The sequence below is a fragment of the uncultured Xanthomonas sp. genome (assembly GCF_964278005.1).
Classification (GTDB): Bacteria; Pseudomonadota; Gammaproteobacteria; order Xanthomonadales; family Xanthomonadaceae; genus Xanthomonas_A; species Xanthomonas_A sontii.
This window is the reverse complement of record NZ_CAXYKF010000015.1, coordinates 456,644-472,829: the sequence shown is the minus strand read 5'-3', so window position 1 is coordinate 472,829 and position 16,186 is coordinate 456,644. Positions and strand designations below refer to the sequence as shown.

At 68.4% G+C, this 16,186-nt stretch carries 15 protein-coding genes and 1 pseudogene; 3 read left to right on the top strand and 13 right to left on the bottom strand.

Annotation, left to right across the window (positions count from 1 at the left end):
* Window positions 1-61: 61 nt before the first annotated feature.
* From ACHWVH_RS10565 to ACHWVH_RS10555, 3 genes are all read right to left on the bottom strand, one after another.
* Window positions 62-2,425 carry a Tex family protein gene (locus tag ACHWVH_RS10565; protein ID WP_295928641.1) on the bottom strand — a complete coding sequence of 788 codons (2,364 nt, stop codon included), beginning with the start codon at window positions 2,423-2,425 and terminating at the stop codon, window positions 62-64.
* Between the two features lie 95 nt (window positions 2,426-2,520).
* Window positions 2,521-4,155, bottom strand: a complete 1,635-nt coding sequence (locus tag ACHWVH_RS10560) for a hybrid sensor histidine kinase/response regulator (protein WP_267102612.1) — start codon at window positions 4,153-4,155, stop codon at window positions 2,521-2,523.
* A gap of 75 nt (window positions 4,156-4,230) precedes the next feature.
* The gene (locus ACHWVH_RS10555; RefSeq protein WP_017907884.1) at window positions 4,231-4,446 is read right to left on the bottom strand and encodes a hypothetical protein; all 216 of its coding nucleotides are present in this window, start codon (window positions 4,444-4,446) and stop codon (window positions 4,231-4,233) included.
* A gap of 177 nt (window positions 4,447-4,623) precedes the next feature.
* Here ACHWVH_RS10555 and ACHWVH_RS10550 point away from each other — a divergent pair, with 177 nt between their 5' ends.
* On the top strand, window positions 4,624-5,835 hold the full coding sequence (locus ACHWVH_RS10550) for an FAD-binding oxidoreductase (RefSeq protein WP_295928643.1): 1,212 nt from the start codon (window positions 4,624-4,626) through the stop codon (window positions 5,833-5,835).
* Between the two features lie 150 nt (window positions 5,836-5,985).
* Here the strand turns inward: ACHWVH_RS10550 and ACHWVH_RS10545 are convergent, their stop codons facing one another.
* The 6 genes from ACHWVH_RS10545 to ACHWVH_RS10520 are packed head-to-tail and all read right to left on the bottom strand — an operon-like array spanning window position 5,986 to window position 9,939.
* Window positions 5,986-6,441, bottom strand: a complete 456-nt coding sequence (locus ACHWVH_RS10545) for a hypothetical protein (protein ID WP_295928644.1) — start codon at window positions 6,439-6,441, stop codon at window positions 5,986-5,988.
* A complete protein-coding gene (locus tag ACHWVH_RS10540; protein ID WP_026144177.1) occupies window positions 6,438-6,638 on the bottom strand; it encodes a PspC domain-containing protein in 201 nt (66 codons plus the stop codon). Before ACHWVH_RS10540 ends, ACHWVH_RS10545 begins: the two co-directional genes overlap by 4 nt.
* 28 nt (window positions 6,639-6,666) lie before the next feature.
* Entirely contained in the window at window positions 6,667-7,041 is a 375-nt protein-coding gene (locus ACHWVH_RS10535; RefSeq protein WP_148828215.1) for a DUF5329 family protein, read from the bottom strand.
* A gap of 52 nt (window positions 7,042-7,093) precedes the next feature.
* Window positions 7,094-8,170, bottom strand: coding sequence for a class III poly(R)-hydroxyalkanoic acid synthase subunit PhaC (locus ACHWVH_RS10530; RefSeq protein ID WP_043092074.1), 1,077 nt, complete (start codon window positions 8,168-8,170; stop codon window positions 7,094-7,096).
* Window positions 8,167-9,279 (bottom strand): class III poly(R)-hydroxyalkanoic acid synthase subunit PhaE, encoded by a 1,113-nt coding sequence (gene phaE, locus ACHWVH_RS10525; RefSeq protein WP_295928647.1) that lies wholly within the window; start codon window positions 9,277-9,279, stop codon window positions 8,167-8,169. Before phaE ends, ACHWVH_RS10530 begins: the two co-directional genes overlap by 4 nt.
* A gap of 45 nt (window positions 9,280-9,324) precedes the next feature.
* The gene (locus tag ACHWVH_RS10520) at window positions 9,325-9,939 is read right to left on the bottom strand and encodes a phosphatidylcholine/phosphatidylserine synthase (RefSeq protein WP_017909499.1); all 615 of its coding nucleotides are present in this window, start codon (window positions 9,937-9,939) and stop codon (window positions 9,325-9,327) included.
* A 140-nt stretch (window positions 9,940-10,079) separates the two neighbouring features.
* Here ACHWVH_RS10520 and ACHWVH_RS10515 point away from each other — a divergent pair, with 140 nt between their 5' ends.
* Window positions 10,080-10,838, top strand: a complete 759-nt coding sequence (locus tag ACHWVH_RS10515; RefSeq protein WP_043092076.1) for a 3-hydroxybutyrate dehydrogenase — start codon at window positions 10,080-10,082, stop codon at window positions 10,836-10,838.
* A 537-nt stretch (window positions 10,839-11,375) separates the two neighbouring features.
* Here the strand turns inward: ACHWVH_RS10515 and ACHWVH_RS10510 are convergent.
* From ACHWVH_RS10510 to ACHWVH_RS10495, 4 genes and pseudogenes are all read right to left on the bottom strand, one after another.
* Window positions 11,376-11,465: pseudogene (locus ACHWVH_RS10510) on the bottom strand (7,8-dihydro-8-oxoguanine triphosphatase); the annotation flags it as partial.
* A gap of 154 nt (window positions 11,466-11,619) precedes the next feature.
* Window positions 11,620-12,108: an 8-oxo-dGTP diphosphatase gene (locus ACHWVH_RS10505; protein WP_017909497.1), complete on the bottom strand. Its 489-nt coding sequence runs from the start codon at window positions 12,106-12,108 to the stop codon at window positions 11,620-11,622.
* 69 nt (window positions 12,109-12,177) lie between these two features.
* Window positions 12,178-12,684, bottom strand: a complete 507-nt coding sequence (locus ACHWVH_RS10500) for a DUF1249 domain-containing protein (RefSeq protein WP_017909496.1) — start codon at window positions 12,682-12,684, stop codon at window positions 12,178-12,180.
* 155 nt (window positions 12,685-12,839) lie between these two features.
* Window positions 12,840-13,661 carry a pyruvate, water dikinase regulatory protein gene (locus tag ACHWVH_RS10495; protein ID WP_010342958.1) on the bottom strand — a complete coding sequence of 274 codons (822 nt, stop codon included), beginning with the start codon at window positions 13,659-13,661 and terminating at the stop codon, window positions 12,840-12,842.
* A gap of 145 nt (window positions 13,662-13,806) precedes the next feature.
* Here ACHWVH_RS10495 and ppsA point away from each other — a divergent pair, with 145 nt between their 5' ends.
* Complete coding sequence (gene ppsA, locus ACHWVH_RS10490) at window positions 13,807-16,182, top strand: phosphoenolpyruvate synthase (protein ID WP_043092078.1); 2,376 nt, start codon at window positions 13,807-13,809, stop codon at window positions 16,180-16,182.
* The last annotated feature ends 4 nt before the right edge of the window (window positions 16,183-16,186 follow it).

The window sequence follows — 16,186 nt, the reverse complement described above, 5'->3', positions numbered from 1 at the left end:
CACCGTGTGGCCGGCACTGGATGCACCGGCGCGAGCGCGCCGGATTTTTTCTGCTGGAACCTCAGCTGCGCTTGGCGCGCGCGAACGCGTCGGCCAGCGCGCTGTTGACCGGCGCCGCGGCAGCCGGCCGCGGCTTGGCATTGCCGCCGCCCGCATTGCCACGCCCGTCGCGCTCGCGCCGCGGCGGGCCGCCGGCGCCACGTGCGTCGCGGTCGCGGTCGGTCGGACGCGCCGGCGCCGGCGTGTCGTCCAGGCGCCGGGTCAGCGCGATGCGCTTGCGCGCCACGTCCACTTCCAGCACCTTGACCTTGACGATGTCGCCGGCCTTGACCACGTCGCGCGGATCCTTGACGTAGCTGTCCGAGAGCGCGGAGATGTGCACCAGGCCATCCTGATGCACGCCGATGTCGACGAACGCGCCGAAGGCGGCGACGTTGCTGACCACGCCCTCCAGCACCATGCCCGGCTTGAGGTCCTTGATGTCCTCCACGCCGTCGGCGAAGCGCGCCGCCTTGAACTCCGGGCGCGGGTCGCGGCCCGGCTTTTCCAGTTCCTTGAGGATGTCGCGTACGGTCGGCAGACCGAACTTCTCGTCGGTGAACTGATCCGGCCTGAGGCCGCGCAGGAAACCGCCATCGCCGATCAGCGCCTTGATCGGCTTGCCGGTGGCACCGACGATGCGCTCGACCACCGGATAGGCTTCCGGGTGCACCGCCGAAGCGTCCAGCGGCTCCTCGCCATCGGCGATGCGCAGGAAGCCGGCGCATTGTTCGAACGTCTTGTCGCCCAGCCGCGGCACCTTGAGCAGGTCCTTGCGGCGCTTGAACGGGCCGTTGTCGTCGCGGTGGCGCACGATGTTCTCGGCCACGCTCGACGACAGCCCGGACACGCGCGACAGCAGCGCCGCCGAGGCGGTGTTGACGTACACGCCGACCGCGTTCACGCAGTCCTCCACCCTCGCGTCCAGCGCCCGCGCCAGGCGGTACTGGTCGACGTCGTGCTGGTACTGGCCCACGCCGATCGCCTTGGGCTCGATCTTGACCAGTTCCGCCAGCGGATCCTGCAGGCGCCGCGCGATCGACACCGCGCCGCGCAGCGACACGTCGAGCTGCGGGAACTCCTTGGCGGCGAACTCGGACGCCGAATACACCGAGGCGCCAGCTTCACTGACCACGATCTTTTCCAACTTCAGCTGCGGGTTCTGCTTGATCAGGTCCGCGGCCAGCTTGTCGGTCTCGCGGCTGGCGGTGCCGTTGCCGATCGCGATCAGTTCGACGCCGTGCTGCGTGCACAGCTGCCGAAGCGTGTGCAGCGACTGGTCCCACTGCCGGCGCGGCTCGTGCGGATAGATGGTGTCGGTGGCCAGCAGCTTGCCGGTGGCGTCGACCACCGCGATCTTGCAGCCGGTACGGATGCCCGGGTCCAGGCCCAGGGTCACGCGCGGCCCGGCCGGCGCCGCCAGCATCAGATCCTGCAGGTTGTCGCCGAACACCGCGATCGCCTCGGCCTCGGCCTTTTCGCGCGCCTGGTTGAACAAATCCAGCAACAGGTGCATGTGCAGCTTGGCACGCCAGGTCAGACGACAGGCATCCAGCAGCCAGCGGTCGCCCGGGCGGCCCTGGTTGGCGATGCCGGCGCGCAGCGCGACGCGGCCTTCGGCGTACTGGTGGCCGGCTTCGGCCTCGCTGCCGGGATCCAGCTCCAGATACACGATCTCCTCGCGACGCGCGCGGAACAGCGCCAGCAATCGGTGCGAAGGAATCTTGGCCAGTGCTTCGGCGTGATCGAAGTAGTCGCGGTACTTGGCGCCTTCCTGCTCCTTGCCCTCGGCCACACGGGCGCGGATGACGCCCACCTCGCCCAGCCAGGTGCGCAGTTCGCCGACCAGTGCGGCATCCTCGCCCCAGCGCTCCATCAGGATCGCGCGCGCGCCTTCCAGCGCGGCCTTGACGTCGGCCACGCCCTTGTCGGCATCGACGAAGCCGGCGGCGAAGGTCTCCGGCACCAGTGCCGGATCGGCCAGCAGGCCGTCGGCCAGCGGTTCCAGCCCGGCCTCGCGGGCGATCTGCGCGCGCGTGCGCCGCTTAGGCTTGTACGGCAGGTACAGGTCTTCCAGCCGCGACTTGGTGTCGGCGGCGACGATCTCCGCACGCAGTTCGTCGCTGAGCTTGCCCTGCTCGGCGATGCTGGCCAGCACCGCGGCGCGGCGCTCTTCCAGTTCGCGCAGATAGGTCAGGCGCACTTCCAGGTTGCGCAACTGGGTGTCGTCGAGCCCGCCGGTGACTTCCTTGCGGTAGCGCGCGATGAACGGGACGCTGGCGCCCTCGTCGAGCAAGGCGATGGCGGCGCGCGCCTGCGCCGGCTGCGCGCCGATCTCGGCGGCGATGGTGTTGGCGATCTGCTGGGCGAGCTGAGTGTCGTGCATTGCGTCCGGCCGAAGCCGCCTTGCGGAAAACCCGCATTTTCGCAGTGCGCGCGCCGCCGGGGAACCCGTTGACAGGCGCGCGCCGACCTGTCGCGTCAGGTGACCCCGGTCGGTCCGTCCAGCACCATGCGCACCTTGCGGATCAGCTCCTGGCGGTTGTACGGCTTGGCCAACACCTCGAACTCGTTGCCACCGGCATCGGTACGCTCGATCGAGGATTCGGCATAGCCGGTGGTCAGCAGCACCTTGATCTTGGGCCGGCGCCGCCGCGCCTCGCGCGCCAGCATCACGCCGTTGAGGCCACCCGGCATGATCAGGTCCGAATACAGTAGGTCCACGTGCACGCCGGTATCGAGCAGTTCCAACGCCTCGCGGGCGTTGTACACCACGTGCGTGGCATAGCCCTGGTCGCCCAGGAACAGGCGCGCCAGCTCGGCGATGTCCGGCCGGTCCTCGACGATCAGGATGGTCTCGTCGCCCTGGCGATCGAACGGGCGACGCGTGCGCGAATCGCGCGGGGCCATGTTCTCGACGTTGTCGTCGATCGGGAAGTACAGGCGCACGGTGGTGCCGTGGCCCTCCTCCGAATACAGGCGCACCGCGCCGCCGGACTGCTTGGCGAAGCCGTAGACCATGGACAGGCCCAGGCCGGTGCCCTTGCCCTCTTCCTTGGTGGTGAAGAACGGATCCAGCACGCGCGCCAGCACTTCAGGCGGCATGCCGCTGCCGTTGTCGGTGATCGACACGCACACGTAGTGGCCGGGCAGCAGGTTGTCGTAGGTGGTGGGTTCGTCCGCGCGCACCGAGACGTTGCGGGTCTGGATCACCAGACGCGGCGCCGCCTGGTCGGCCATCGCATCGCGCGCATTGATCAGGATGTTGAGCAGCGCCACTTCGGCCTGTGTCGGGTCGATCCGGCAGTTGCGCAGGTCCGGCGACAGTTCCAGCGAGAACGCGATGCCGTCGCCCAGCGTGCGCTCGGCCACATCGCTCATCCCGGCCACCAGGGCATTGAGATTGAGCACGCGTCCTTCCAGCTTCTGCTTGCGCGCGAACGCCAGCAGCTGCTGGGTCAGGCGCGCGGCCTGGCCGGCGGCATCGCGAGCGCGGTCCACGCTCTTGCGCAGCAGCGACGGATTCAGCGGGTCGCTCTCGACCGCGTGCTCGATCAGTTCCAGATACCCGGACATGACCTGCAGCAGGTTGTTGAAGTCGTGCGCGATGCCGCCGGTGAGCTGGCCCAGCGCCTCCATCTTCTGCGCCTGGCGCAGCGCGTCCTCGGCATCGCGGCGGCGGCTGACGTCCAGTTGCGAACCGAAGAAATACACCAGCTCGCCGCGGTCGTCATACACCGGGGAGATATACAGCGCGTTCCAGAAGCTGGAACCGTCCTTGCGGTAGTTGAGGATCTCCACCGCCACTTCGTCGTGCGACTTGATCGCATCGCGGACGCTGCGCACCGTCTCGCGATCGGTGTCCGGCCCCTGCAGGAAGCGGCAGTTATTGCCGATCAATTCCTCGCGACCGTAACCGGTCATTTCCAGGAACGCGCGGTTGACGAAGATGATCGGATTGTCCGGCTGCCGCGGATCGGTCACGATCATCGGCATGCGCGTGGTCTGCACTGCAGCGAAGAAAATATCGCTGCGCTGGTTGGACATGTCGGTGGGGGCGTTCGGGTCGACGGTCGTCGGCGGCGCCGAGGTGTTGCTGGTTTCTGGTGCGGGCATGGTCGGTGGCAGGTCGATGCGAACCGTCGCTGGCCCGCCTAGGCGGGCGGCCACACCGGGGTTCGCACGCCGGCGTCAACGCGAATAATACCTGTGCAAGCGTTCTACCACGATATCGTCCTGCAGCGACTCCAGCGCCATGATCCGCACCTGCCGATCGCTCAATGCCAGCACGCGCTCGACATAGATCTCCGGGCCTGCCTCGGTTTCCTTCATGGACTTGCGGAACCCGTAGGGCACGACGCCCTTCTCTCCGTCCTTGCTGCCACCGATATACAGAACGACCGACATGACGCTTCCTCTGCAGGGAATTCGTGGAACTGGCGCGCACCATACACAGCGCCATGTGAGGGACTTCTGCACCGAGATTAATCGCGGCTGTTTGCCCGAACATGACGTCCGCGGCGGCTCACGCGGACTTAACCGGACCTGCGCCTAAGTCGCACATCCTTTCTGCGCCGGGGCGTCATGGATCTCAAGAGCGGTTATCCCTTCTGGTCGGTCCGCAACGGCCTGATGCAGAGCTTTCCGCAGCTGCGCGACGACGTGCGCTGCGATGTCGCGGTCGTCGGCGGCGGCATCACCGGCGCCTTGATCGCCGAAGAACTGAGCGCGCACGGGCATGCCGTGACGGTCCTGGAGCAGCGCGACATCGGCTGGGGCAGCACCGCGGCCAGCACCGCCCTGCTGCAGTACGAGATCGACACCCATCTGATCGATCTGGCCAAGCGCTATGGCGAACCTGCCGCCGCCCTCGCCTACGGTGCCTGCGCGCAGGCGCTGGAGCAGTTGCGCGACCTGGTCCGGCCGCTGCGCGATGTCGACTTCGGCTGGAACGACAGCCTGTACTACGCCAGCAAACGCCGCCACGTGCGGGTGCTGCTGGAAGAGCTGGAAGTGCGCGCGCGACACGGCCTGGACGTGGAATGGCTGGACGCGCAGACGCTGGACGCGGACTACGGCCTGCAGGCGCACGGCGCGATCCTCAGCCACCAGGCGGCACGGGTGGATCCGTACCGCCTCACCTATCGCCTGCTCGGCCGCGCCTTCCGACGTGGCGTCGGCGTCTACGACCGCACCCGCATCGCGCGGATCGTGGTCACTGGCCGCGGCGTGACCCTGCACACCGATCAGGGCGCGCAGGTGCGCGCCGGCCATGTGGTGATGGCCGCCGGCTACGCCAACCAGCACTGGCTGGATCAACGCGTGGCCCGCAACCGCAGCAGCTACGCCTTCGTCAGCGACCCGCTAGAGCCTTCCGTCCTCGGCCCATTGCGCGACACCATGATCTGGGAAAGTGCGCGGCCGTATCTGTACCTGCGCAGCACCGGCAACGGCCGCATCGTCGCCGGCGGCGAGGACGACAGCGTGGACGTGCCGGCGCGACGCGACGCGCGCGTGGACAGCAAGGCGCACACGCTGTCGCGCAAGATCGCCAAGGTGATGCCGGGACTGGAGCTGCAGCCGACCTTCGCCTGGGCCGGCACCTTCGCCGAGACCGAGGACGGCCTGCCGTTCTTCGGCCCGCACCCGCAGCACGGCCCGCGCGTGCAGTTCGCCATGGCCTACGGCGGCAACGGCATCACCTACAGCATGATCGGCGCCGGCCTGCTGCGCGCCCAGATCGAGCGGCATGCGCACCCGCTCAAGCGCCTGTTCGGTTTTTCCCGGCTCGACTGACCCGAGCCACCAACAAGCGCCACTGGTACATCCGTACGAGTGGCTTCAGCCGCGACCGGGGCGTTCCCGGGAAAGCCCGTCGCGGCTGAAGCCGCTCATGCGCGGCAACGTCGTGCATTGCGAAAGGAGCGGTTTGCGGACGCCACGCGCTCAACCCGTCCCCGGCCACCAACCCCGACCGTACAGCGCATAGCGATCGGCGGCGCGTTCCAATGGATTGCGCACGCTGACCCCGCCGCAGGCCAGGTACACCGGCAGGAACAGCGGCCCGAGCAGCATGTACTGCAGCACGTGCGCACGTTCGTGGTCGCCGAGCCGTACCGCAGGATGCCGGCAACGACCGGCAGCGTGTTCGTAGGTGGCGCAGGCCACGTCCAGATCGTCTGCGCTGAGCAGGATCACGTTGCCCAGCGTCATCGCCCCGCGTGGCCGCATCGGCACGCGTTCGAACACCAGCGCCAGTTCGCGTCGGCTGAAGCGCAGACGCGCACCGAAGGCCAGCGCGATGGTCCCGACGAGCATGCCCAGGACAGTGTTCGGAGAGGTCCAGAGGACGCCGACGGCGATCCCGGCATTGCGCCAGACCCGCGACAGCGGCCGCGTCAATCGGCTTCGTTGGGAATCAGCAGCCACAGGATCAGATAGACCAGGATGCCGGGGAAGGCGGCCGAGACGATCGACCCGACCACGTACAGCACCCGCAGCAGGGTCGCATTCCAGCCGAAGCGGTGGGCGATCCCGCCCATCACGCCCGCGATCATGCGGTCGTTCAACGAGCGCGACAGCGAACGGGGTTGCGACATGGCAGCGGCTCCAGCGACGGCGGCCGGCTCACTCTACGCGCGCCGGCGCGGGCGCGGCGTGACGGCGCAATGCCGCCAATTGTTGCTCGAACCAGGCCGCCGCCTCCTGCTCCGGCCGGCCAGGACAGGCAACACGGTAGGCGCTTCCGCTGACGCTGCTGCGGCTGGCGCCGCGCGCGATGAATTGCTCGGCGCTGTCCACCAGGTCGCGCGAACGCAGTGCCGCGTACTTGCGCTGCAGATGCGCCTCGGCCTCGCGACCGGAGTACCAGGTCCCGTTGCGTTGGAACCGGCACGGCGAGGACTGCAACGCCGCCAGCAGTCCGCGGATTTCACGGTCGGCCGCGGCCGCAGGCGCAGCGATGCCGCGCTCCACGCTCAGCCAGGCCAGCGCCACCGCCAAGACGACGCCAGCAAGACGCGCCCCTGGCGGCACGACGCGTCGCCGCTGGCGCTCAGTGCCCGCCATCGCGCTCTGCCAGCCACTGATGCAGCGCCGCCGGCACTTCGCGTTGGGCGCGGCCGGAGACGTAGATACCGATATGGCCGCCGCGGAAACTCAGTTCGGCGTAGTCGCGGCTGCCGACCACGCCGCGCAGCGCCCGCGACGCATCCGGCGGCACCAGGTGGTCCTGCTCGGCATAGACGTTGAGCACCGGCATGGTGACCCGACCCAGGTCCACCGTGTGCGCACCGATGCGCGCGCGCCCGTGCATCAGCGCGTTGTCCTGGTAGAACTGCTTGACGAACTCGCGGAAGGTCTCGCCGGCCAGATCCGGCGAATCGAAGATCCATTTCTCCATGCGCAGGAAGTCCTCGAGCGCCCGCGGATCGTCGAGGATGTCAAGCAGGCCGACGTACTTCTGCAGGTTCAGGCGGAACGGCTTGAGCATCAGGTAGCTGACGTTCATCAGGTCCGCCGGCACGTTGCCCAGCGTGTCCACGAACAGGTCGACGTCGACCTGGCGCGCCCAGTTGGACAGCATGTTGTCCGGGGTGTGGAAATCCACCGGGGTGACCATGGTGACCAGGTTGCGCACCTTCTCCGGCTGCAGCGCGGAGTAACACAGCGAGAACGTGCCGCCCTGGCAGATGCCGAGCATGTTGACCGGGGCGCCGTCGCCGGCCGCGCGCAGGTGGTCCACCGCGCCGTCGATGTAGCGCAGCAGGTAGTCCTCCAGCGTCAGGTAGCGCTCGGAACGGTCCGGGTAGCCCCAGTCGAGTACGTAGACGTCCTCGCCCAGCGCCAGCAGTCCCTGCACCAGCGAGCGGTCCGCCTGCAGGTCGACCATGTACGGACGGTTGACCAGGGCATAGACGATCAGCAGCGGCACCTTGGCGGTGGGCGGGCGTTCGCCGACGAAGCGATACAGCACCACCTTGCCGTCGCGCCACACTTCCTGGCGCGCGGTGGCGCCGTAGTCCACCGTGTCCAGGCCCGGCAGCACGCGCAGACCTTCGAGCAGCTTGCGCTGCAGCTCCAGGGTCTCCTGGACCAGATCGTCGCTGCTGAAACTCAGCGGTCCCTTCATGCGCGACTCCGGCGTGCCGCCGGCGTGGTCCCGGCCCGCCGCGACGTGGCGGCGGGCGTGGCCTTCGCTGGCGTGGCGGCGTTGGATTTGGACTTGGATTTGGGCGCGGCGGCTGCCGCCCGCGCAGGGGCCGACCTGGCCGCGGTCTTCCTGGGGCTTTTCTGCGGCGCAGCCTGGGCCGTGGCAACCGGTGCAGGTCCGGCTGCGGCAGTCGCGCCCTGCCCTTCGCCGCGCTCCAGTCGTCGCAGCCGGCGTTCCAGGTCGGCGATGCGCCGATGCGCGGCATCCAGTTCGGTACGCGTGGGCAGGCCCACCTGCTCGCACACCTGCTCGGTCTCGCGCTGCAGCAGGGCGCGCAGGCGCATCTGCGCGTTCGCGACGTCGGCATAGACCTGGCGGAACTCCGGCGACAGCGCGGCCGCCGCATACGCTTCCTCGGCCGCGTCGATCCACAGGTCGAACATCGCCCGCGCGTTGGTCAGTTGCCGGCCCGGATCCTCGTGCGTGCGCAGCTTCTCCTCGAACAGGCCGAAGGCGCGGTCGATGGCGCCCTGCAGCAGTCCCAGATAGGCCTGCAACTGCGCCTGATAGTCCTGCTGGGCCTTGGCCAGCGCCCGCCAGCGCGCCTGGTGGTTGCGCGCCGGGCCGAACCCGGGCATCTGCAACCATGGGCCACTGTCGCGTTGCAGGCCCTGCAGCCACTGCGCCGCCTGCTGCAGCCACGGGTCGATCCCGGCCTGGCCGGCCCCGCGCACCGCACCCAGCAGCCACTGCAGCAACTGCTCGCGTTGACCCTGTACCTGTCGCTTCCAGGCGTCGGCGACGTCGGCACTGCTGGCGTCGCGACCGGCGAACTGCGCCGCCACCTGCTGCATCGCGCCGAGCCAGTCGCCGGCCTGCTGCTGGAACTGCGCCAGCGCGTCCTCGGCCTGCGGCGCGCTGCCGCGCGGCAGCCACTGGCTCCAGGCCGCGATCGCCTCGCGCCAGGAACCGGCGCCATCGCCAGCCGCGGGGGCCGCGGCGCCCTGGCGCAATGCGGCGCTCCAGGCGTCCCAGTACTGCCGCGTCATCGCCTCGAAATCGCCGGCGCCACCGCCGCTAGCCTTCATCGCCACTCTCCAGACCTGGCCCGCGATGATAGCAACCCGCTGCGATCAGGGCTTGGGGATGCGTAGCGTCTTGCTGATCATCAGCGAGCCGGACAGCGCGAACAGCAGCGCCAGCGGGTGCAGAAGCCACGGTCCCAACCGCCACTCGCCCCACCACAAGGCGTCGCCGATATGGCCCAAGTGCGCGGCGATCGCCAGCACGATCACCAGGCCCAGGCTGCTCGGGATCGGCGTGCCCTCGAAGTACGGCACCTTGTCGCCGTCGCCGGCGATCTGCTCGGCGGTGACGTTGTAGCGGGCCAGGCGGCTGACCCCGCAGCAGACGAAGAAACTCAGCACCAGCCAGTCCCAGCCGCCCTGCATGCCGCAGGCGTAGGCCAGCGCGGCCGGGGCCACGCCGAAGGAGATCACGTCGGCGAGCGAGTCCAGCTCGCGACCCAGGGTCGAGGACGACTTGCGCCAGCGCGCCACGCGCCCGTCCAGCGCGTCGAACACGAATGCCAGCGGGATCAGCGCCATGCCGAACAGCAGGTCGCTGCGGCGGCCGTCCTGCAGAAAGCGCATCGCCGCGAACACCGCGCCGGTGCCGCAGAAGGCGTTGGCGAGGGTGAACCAGTCGGCCAGCTGGAACTCGCGCAGCATGGAGAAGTGGCGTTTCATCGGCATAACGTGGCGGATCCGGCGTGAGCGGCGAGCGACGGCACAGGGTAGCGTGGCGCCGCCGCACTGGCGAGCGGCCGCTGCCAGGCGTCGCGGCGCGCTGCTACGCTGATCGCCCCCACTCCGCGCAGGTACTCCCCATGCAGACCGTCCTGATCACCGGTGCCGCCAGCGGCATCGGCGCCGGCATCGCCCACGCACTGGCCGCCGACGGCCGCCACATCGTCGTCAGCGACCTCGATCTCCAGGCCGCCGAAACGGTCGCCGCGCAGGTGCGCCAGGCCGGCGGCTCGGCCGAGGCGGTGGCGCTGGACGTGGCCAGCGCGGACAGCATCGCCGCGGCGCTGGCCGCCGTCAGCCGGCCGGTGGACGTGCTGGTCAACAACGCCGGGCTGCAGCATGTGGCGCCGCTGCAGGAGTTCCCGATGGACAAGTGGAGCCTGCTGGTGGAGGTGATGCTGACCGGGGTCGCCCGGCTGACCCAGGCGGTGCTGCCTGGCATGCGCGAACGCGGCTTCGGCCGCATCGTCAACATCGGCAGCATCCACTCGCTGGTCGCCAGCCCATACAAGAGCGCCTACGTCGCCGCCAAGCACGGCCTGGTCGGCTTCTCCAAGGTGATCGCACTGGAGACCGCCGACACCGACATCACCATCAACACGCTCTGCCCCAGCTACGTGAAAACGCCGCTGGTGGACAGGCAGATCGCCGACCAGGCGCGCACCCGCGGCATTTCCGAAGCCGACGTGATCGCCCAGGTGATGCTCAAGCCGATGCCCAAGGGCGTGTTCATCGCCTACGACGAACTGGCCGGCTGCGTGGCGTTCCTGGCCTCGCCGGCGGCGCGCAACATCACCGCGCAGACGATCGCCATCGACGGCGGCTGGACCGCGCAGTAGCGCTGCGGCAAGCGCGCACGTGCGCCTGCTGGATCGCGCGATCGACGCTGGTCAAATTTTCGCCATTGCGGCGGCGGCCGTTGCGGCACAACGCCACTGGCATCTTATCCACAGCATTCGTGCGCTTTCATCCACACCGGCTGTGGAGAAGCGAGACCGGGACTGATGAAATTTTCGCCACCCGGCAAAATCTGGCAGCCATTTCAGCGACTTGGCCAGTTTGCCCACAGGCTTGTGCAGGATCGATCCACAGCCGCTGTGGACAAGACGAAGGCGGTGCCGCGCGAACGCTCGACCGAGCGACGCGCCGGCCCCTCGCCCATCCCCCGGCGCGAAAGGCAGAGGCTGTTCCTTCTCCCGACGGGAGAAGGTGGCCCGAAGGGCCGGATGAGGGTACGGGCGAAGCCTGGTGCAACCAAACTGCGCGCGGCGCTTTCGGGCCGTACCCCCAAACTTCTTGAGTCGCTTTCGCGCCGCACCCTCACCCCAACCCCTCTCCCGATGGGAGAGGGGCTTTACGGCAGCGCGAGCGTGTCGGACCCGCGAGTCGCGCCAGGACTGCATGCGTCCGTCGCGATACGGAATGACCCCGCGGAACGGGCGTGGATCGCCGTCGAACACCAGCGGGAAGAAGAGGCTGTTCCTTCTCCCGTCGGGAGAAGGTGGCCCGAAGGGCCGGATGAGGGTACGGGCGGAGCCTGGTGCAACCAAACTGCGCGCGTCGCTCTCGCGCCGTACCCTCACCCCAACCCCTCTCCCGATGGGAGAGGGGCTTAGCGCGTCAGACCCGCGAGTAGCGCCAGGATTGCATGCGTCCGTCGCGGTATGGCATGACCCCGTGGAACGGGCGCGGGTCGCCGTCGAACACCAGCGGCAGGAAATGGCGATCGCCCTCCCACAGCGGCAGCGTGTCCATCTGCGCGATCGGCACCCAGGCCAGCGTGCCCTCGGCGTTCTCGGCGAACGGCTCGCCCGCGTAGGCGTCGATCAGGAACACGAAGCCCAGCCAGTCCTCGCCGTGCTTGCCGAACCCCGGCCAGCTGATGGTGCCGCGCAACTGCAGCGCTTCGCAGGTGATGCCGGCCTCTTCCAGGATCTCGCGGCGCATGCCGGCCAGGACGTCCTCGTCCGCCTCCACCTTGCCGCCCAGGCCGTTGTACTTGCCCAGGTGATGGTCGCCGGGCCGGGCATTGCGATGGACCAGCAGCACCTGGCTGCGATCGGGCGAGAGCACGTAGCCCAGGGTGGCGACGATGGGGGTGTAAGGCATGCGACGAAGGCAGAGGACGACGGGCGCGCAGTATGCCGTAACCGTGCCGCCGCCTGGTCCAGCCTGTGGCTAGACGGCGGGCGTCGCCGCGTCCTGCGCCGCGCGCGGCAACGGCGGCGCCGATCGCAGCGTGGCCACGCCGTGGCCGCGCTCGGCCAGGTATTCCAGCCATTTGCCGAGGAAGGTGTTCATGCGCATGCGGTGGCTGATCAGTTCCGCCGGCGGCGGGTACAGCCCCATCACGTCCTGCCAGCGGCGGCCGACATAGCAATGCGTGGTCTCGGCCTGGCGCGCGTCCAGGTACAGGCGCACGTAGGCCGACGGGTCCGGCTCGCCGGTCAGCGGGTCGCACAGATCGTAGGTCAGGCGCAGTTCGACGGTGTAGCGGTGACGCTCGATCACGTCCAGGCGCAGGTCCAGGCCGTCGCCGATGCTGGACACGTAGCTGCCGGCGGCCAGGTCGGCCGGCACGAACAGGCGGTTCAGGTGCAGATAGTTCTCGGCGTACAGCCCCATCAGCCAGCCGAAACGGCTGAGCCGGGGGATGCGTTCGCTGCGGGTCATGGCGTGCTGCATGGACCGATCCTACACGCTGGATCGCGCCGGCGGCAGCATTGACGGATCGGCGCCAGCGGCCTACCGTGGAAATCCCTGCGAGGACGTGCGGAAATGCCGTCGCCGCCAGGAACGGCCCCGCCCGACCAGCGCGCGCTGGCCCGTCGTCCCCTCTCTCAGAACATCTCGCGCTGCAGTCCCAGCGTCGCCAGCACCTTGCTGGAAATCTCCTCGATCGAGGTATGCGTGGTGCTCAGGGTCGGAATCCGCTCCATGCGGAACATGGTTTCGGCCGCCGCCACTTCGCGCCGGCAGGTCTCGGCGTTGGAGTAACGCGAATTCGGCCGCCGCTCCTGGCGGATCTGCTGCAGCCGCTCCGGATCGATGGTCAGCCCGAACAGCTTGTTGCGATACGCGCGCAGCCGCGGTGGCAGCCGATCGCTCTCCAGGTCCTCGTCGGTCAACGGATAGTTCGCCGCGCGCACGCCGTAATGCAGCGCCAGGTAGATGCAGGTCGGGGTCTTGCCCGCGCGCGACACCGCCACCAGGATCACGTCGGCTTCGTCGTAGGTGAGCGCGATGCCGTCGTCGTGCGCGAGCGCGAAGTTCATCGCGTTGATGCGGCGGTGGTAGGTCTCGAAGTCGACCAGGCCGTGCGCCTGTCCCACCCGCGAGTGCCGCGGCGCGTTCAATTCGCGCTCCAGCGGCTCGATGAAGGGCGCGAACACGTCGAGCATCAGCGCCCCGCTCTCGGCCAGCAGCATGCTCAGTTGCGGATCGACGCAGGAGTTGACCACGATCGGCCGAACCTGATAGCGCTCCCCTGCGGCATGGATCCGCTGCGCGGCGTCGCGGGCTTTTTCCGGATCGTCGACGAACGACATGCGGTCGGTGACGAAGCTGAAACCGCTGAACTGGGTGAGCAGGCTATGCCCAATGGTTTCAGCGGTGATACCGGTTCCATCGGACACGTAGAACACCGGTCTGATCGTCGACATTGCCTGCATTCTCCTGGCTGAAACCCAACGGATGCGCCCGCTTCGCTTGTGCCGGCTCGGGTGCGCACTGCATCATATCGGCTTCTTCCCTCACGGACGCGGCCATTCAGCCCGCCTCGGGCGATGGCCTAACGGAGCATCGCGCTTGAACGAGAACATCCTGTGGTTGCATGAGCTGCGCCTGGCCGACCTGGCTCGCGTCGGTGGCAAGAATTCCTCCCTCGGCGAAATGATCGGCAATCTGGCGGGGCTCGGCGTGTCCGTGCCCGGCGGCTTCGCCACCACGGCCGAAGCGTTCAAGGCCTTCGTCGCCCACAACGATCTGTACCAGCGCATCTTCGACAAGCTGGCCACGCTGGACGTGGAAGACGTGGGTGCGCTGACCGCCGCCGGCAAGGAAATCCGCGGCTGGGTGATCGACGCACCGCTGCAGCCGGAGCTGGACCAGGCGATTCGCGACGCCTACGCGCAACTGTGCAACGAGAACGGTGGTGGCGACATCGCGGTCGCGGTGCGCTCCTCGGCCACCGCCGAAGATCTGCCCGACGCCAGCTTCGCCGGCCAGCAGGAGACCTTCCTCAACGTGACCGGCGCCGACGACGTGGTGCACAAGGTCAAGGAAGTCTTCGCCAGCCTCTACAACGATCGCGCCATCGCCTACCGCGTGCACCACGGCTTCAAGCACGAGGACGTGTTCCTCTCGGCCGGCGTGCAACTGATGGTGCGCTCCGGCGTCGGCGCCTCCGGCGTGCTGTTCACCCTGGACACCGAGTCCGGTTTCCGCGACGTGGTGTTCGTTACCTCGAGCTTCGGCCTCGGCGAAATGGTCGTGCAGGGCGCAGTCAATCCCGACGAGTTCTACGTTTACAAGCCCACCCTCAAGGCCGGCAAGCCGGCGATCCTGCGCCGCTCGCTGGGCAGCAAGCTGATCCGCATGGTGTATTCGGACGTGCCGGGCGAGCGCGTGCGCATCGAGGACACCCCGGCCGAGCTGCGCAACACCTTCTCGATCAACGACGAGGACGTGCAGGAACTGGCCAAGCAGGCGCTGGTGATCGAGCAGCACTACCAGCGGCCGATGGACATCGAATGGGCGAAGGACGGCGTCAGCGGCAAGCTGTTCATCGTGCAGGCGCGCCCGGAGACGGTGAAGTCGCGCGGCCACGCCACCCAGATCGAACGCTTCGCGCTGCAGCAGCGCGGCGAGGTGATCGCCGAAGGCCGTGCGATCGGCCAGAAGATCGGCGCCGGCGTCGCGCGCGTGGTGCGCAGCCTGGAAGACATGAACCGGGTGCAGCCCGGCGACGTGCTGGTCGCGGACATGACCGACCCCGATTGGGAGCCGGTGATGAAGCGCGCCTCGGCGATCGTCACCAACCGCGGCGGCCGCACCTGCCACGCGGCGATCATCGCCCGCGAGCTGGGCGTGCCGGCCGTGGTCGGCACCGGCAACGCGATGGAACTGGTCGAGGACGGCAAGGAAGTGACGGTGAGCTGCGCCGAAGGCGACACCGGCTACATCTATGGCGAGCGCCTGCCGTTCGAGCGCACCACCACGGATCTGGGCAACATGCCGCCGGCGCCGCTGAAGATCATGATGAACGTGGCCAACCCGGAGCGCGCGTTCGACTTCGGCCAGTTGCCCAACGCCGGCATCGGCCTGGCGCGCCTGGAGATGATCATCGCCGCGCATATCGGCATCCATCCCAACGCGCTGCTGGAATACGCCAAGCAGGACGCGGCGACCAAGAAGAAGATCGACGAGAAGATCGCCGGCTACGCCGACCCGGTGAGCTTCTACGTCAATCGCCTGGCCGAAGGCATCGCCACGCTGACCGCGTCGGTGGCGCCGCACCCGGTGATCGTGCGCCTGTCGGACTTCAAGTCCAACGAGTACGCCAACCTGATCGGCGGCAGCAACTACGAACCGCACGAAGAGAACCCGATGATCGGCTTCCGCGGCGCCAGCCGCTACGTCGATCCGAGCTTCGCCGCCGCGTTCGCGCTGGAATGCAAGGCGGTGCTCAAGGTCCGCAACGAGATGGGCCTGGACAACATGTGGGTCATGATCCCGTTCGTGCGCACCCTCGAGGAAGGCCGCAAGGTCGTCGAGGTGCTGGCCAGCAACGGCCTGCGCCAGGGCGAGAACGGCCTGAAGATCATCATGATGTGCGAGGTGCCGTCGAACGCGCTGCTGGCCGAGGAATTCCTGGAGATCTTCGACGGCTTCTCGATCGGCTCCAACGACCTGACCCAGCTGACCCTGGGCCTGGACCGCGACTCCTCGATCGTGGCGCACCTGTTCGACGAACGCAATCCGGCGGTCAAGAAGATGCTGTCGATGGCGATCAAGGCCGCGCGCGCCAAGGGCAAGTACGTGGGCATCTGCGGCCAGGGTCCTTCGGATCACCCCGACCTGGCCGAGTGGCTGATGCAGGAAGGCATCGAATCGGTCTCGTTGAACCCCGACACCGTGGTCGACACCTGGCTGCGCCTGGCCAAGCTCAAGAGCAAGGGGTGATGCC

Excerpts from the sequence above, each read along its gene's own strand:
- ACHWVH_RS10565 (WP_295928641.1), bottom strand. The coding sequence starts at position 2,425 with ATGCACGACACTCAGCTCGCCCAGCAGATCGCCAACACCATCGCCGCC.
- ACHWVH_RS10560 (WP_267102612.1), bottom strand. The coding sequence starts at position 4,155 with ATGCCCGCACCAGAAACCAGCAACACCTCGGCGCCGCCGACGACCGTC.
- ACHWVH_RS10555 (WP_017907884.1), bottom strand. The coding sequence starts at position 4,446 with ATGTCGGTCGTTCTGTATATCGGTGGCAGCAAGGACGGAGAGAAGGGC.
- ACHWVH_RS10550 (WP_295928643.1), top strand. The coding sequence starts at position 4,624 with ATGGATCTCAAGAGCGGTTATCCCTTCTGGTCGGTCCGCAACGGCCTG.
- ACHWVH_RS10540 (WP_026144177.1), bottom strand. The coding sequence starts at position 6,638 with ATGTCGCAACCCCGTTCGCTGTCGCGCTCGTTGAACGACCGCATGATC.
- ACHWVH_RS10530 (WP_043092074.1), bottom strand. The coding sequence starts at position 8,170 with ATGAAGGGACCGCTGAGTTTCAGCAGCGACGATCTGGTCCAGGAGACC.
- phaE (WP_295928647.1), bottom strand. The coding sequence starts at position 9,279 with ATGAAGGCTAGCGGCGGTGGCGCCGGCGATTTCGAGGCGATGACGCGG.
- ACHWVH_RS10520 (WP_017909499.1), bottom strand. The coding sequence starts at position 9,939 with ATGAAACGCCACTTCTCCATGCTGCGCGAGTTCCAGCTGGCCGACTGG.
- ACHWVH_RS10515 (WP_043092076.1), top strand. The coding sequence starts at position 10,080 with ATGCAGACCGTCCTGATCACCGGTGCCGCCAGCGGCATCGGCGCCGGC.
- ACHWVH_RS10505 (WP_017909497.1), bottom strand. The coding sequence starts at position 12,108 with ATGCCTTACACCCCCATCGTCGCCACCCTGGGCTACGTGCTCTCGCCC.
- ACHWVH_RS10500 (WP_017909496.1), bottom strand. The coding sequence starts at position 12,684 with ATGCAGCACGCCATGACCCGCAGCGAACGCATCCCCCGGCTCAGCCGT.
- ACHWVH_RS10495 (WP_010342958.1), bottom strand. The coding sequence starts at position 13,661 with ATGTCGACGATCAGACCGGTGTTCTACGTGTCCGATGGAACCGGTATC.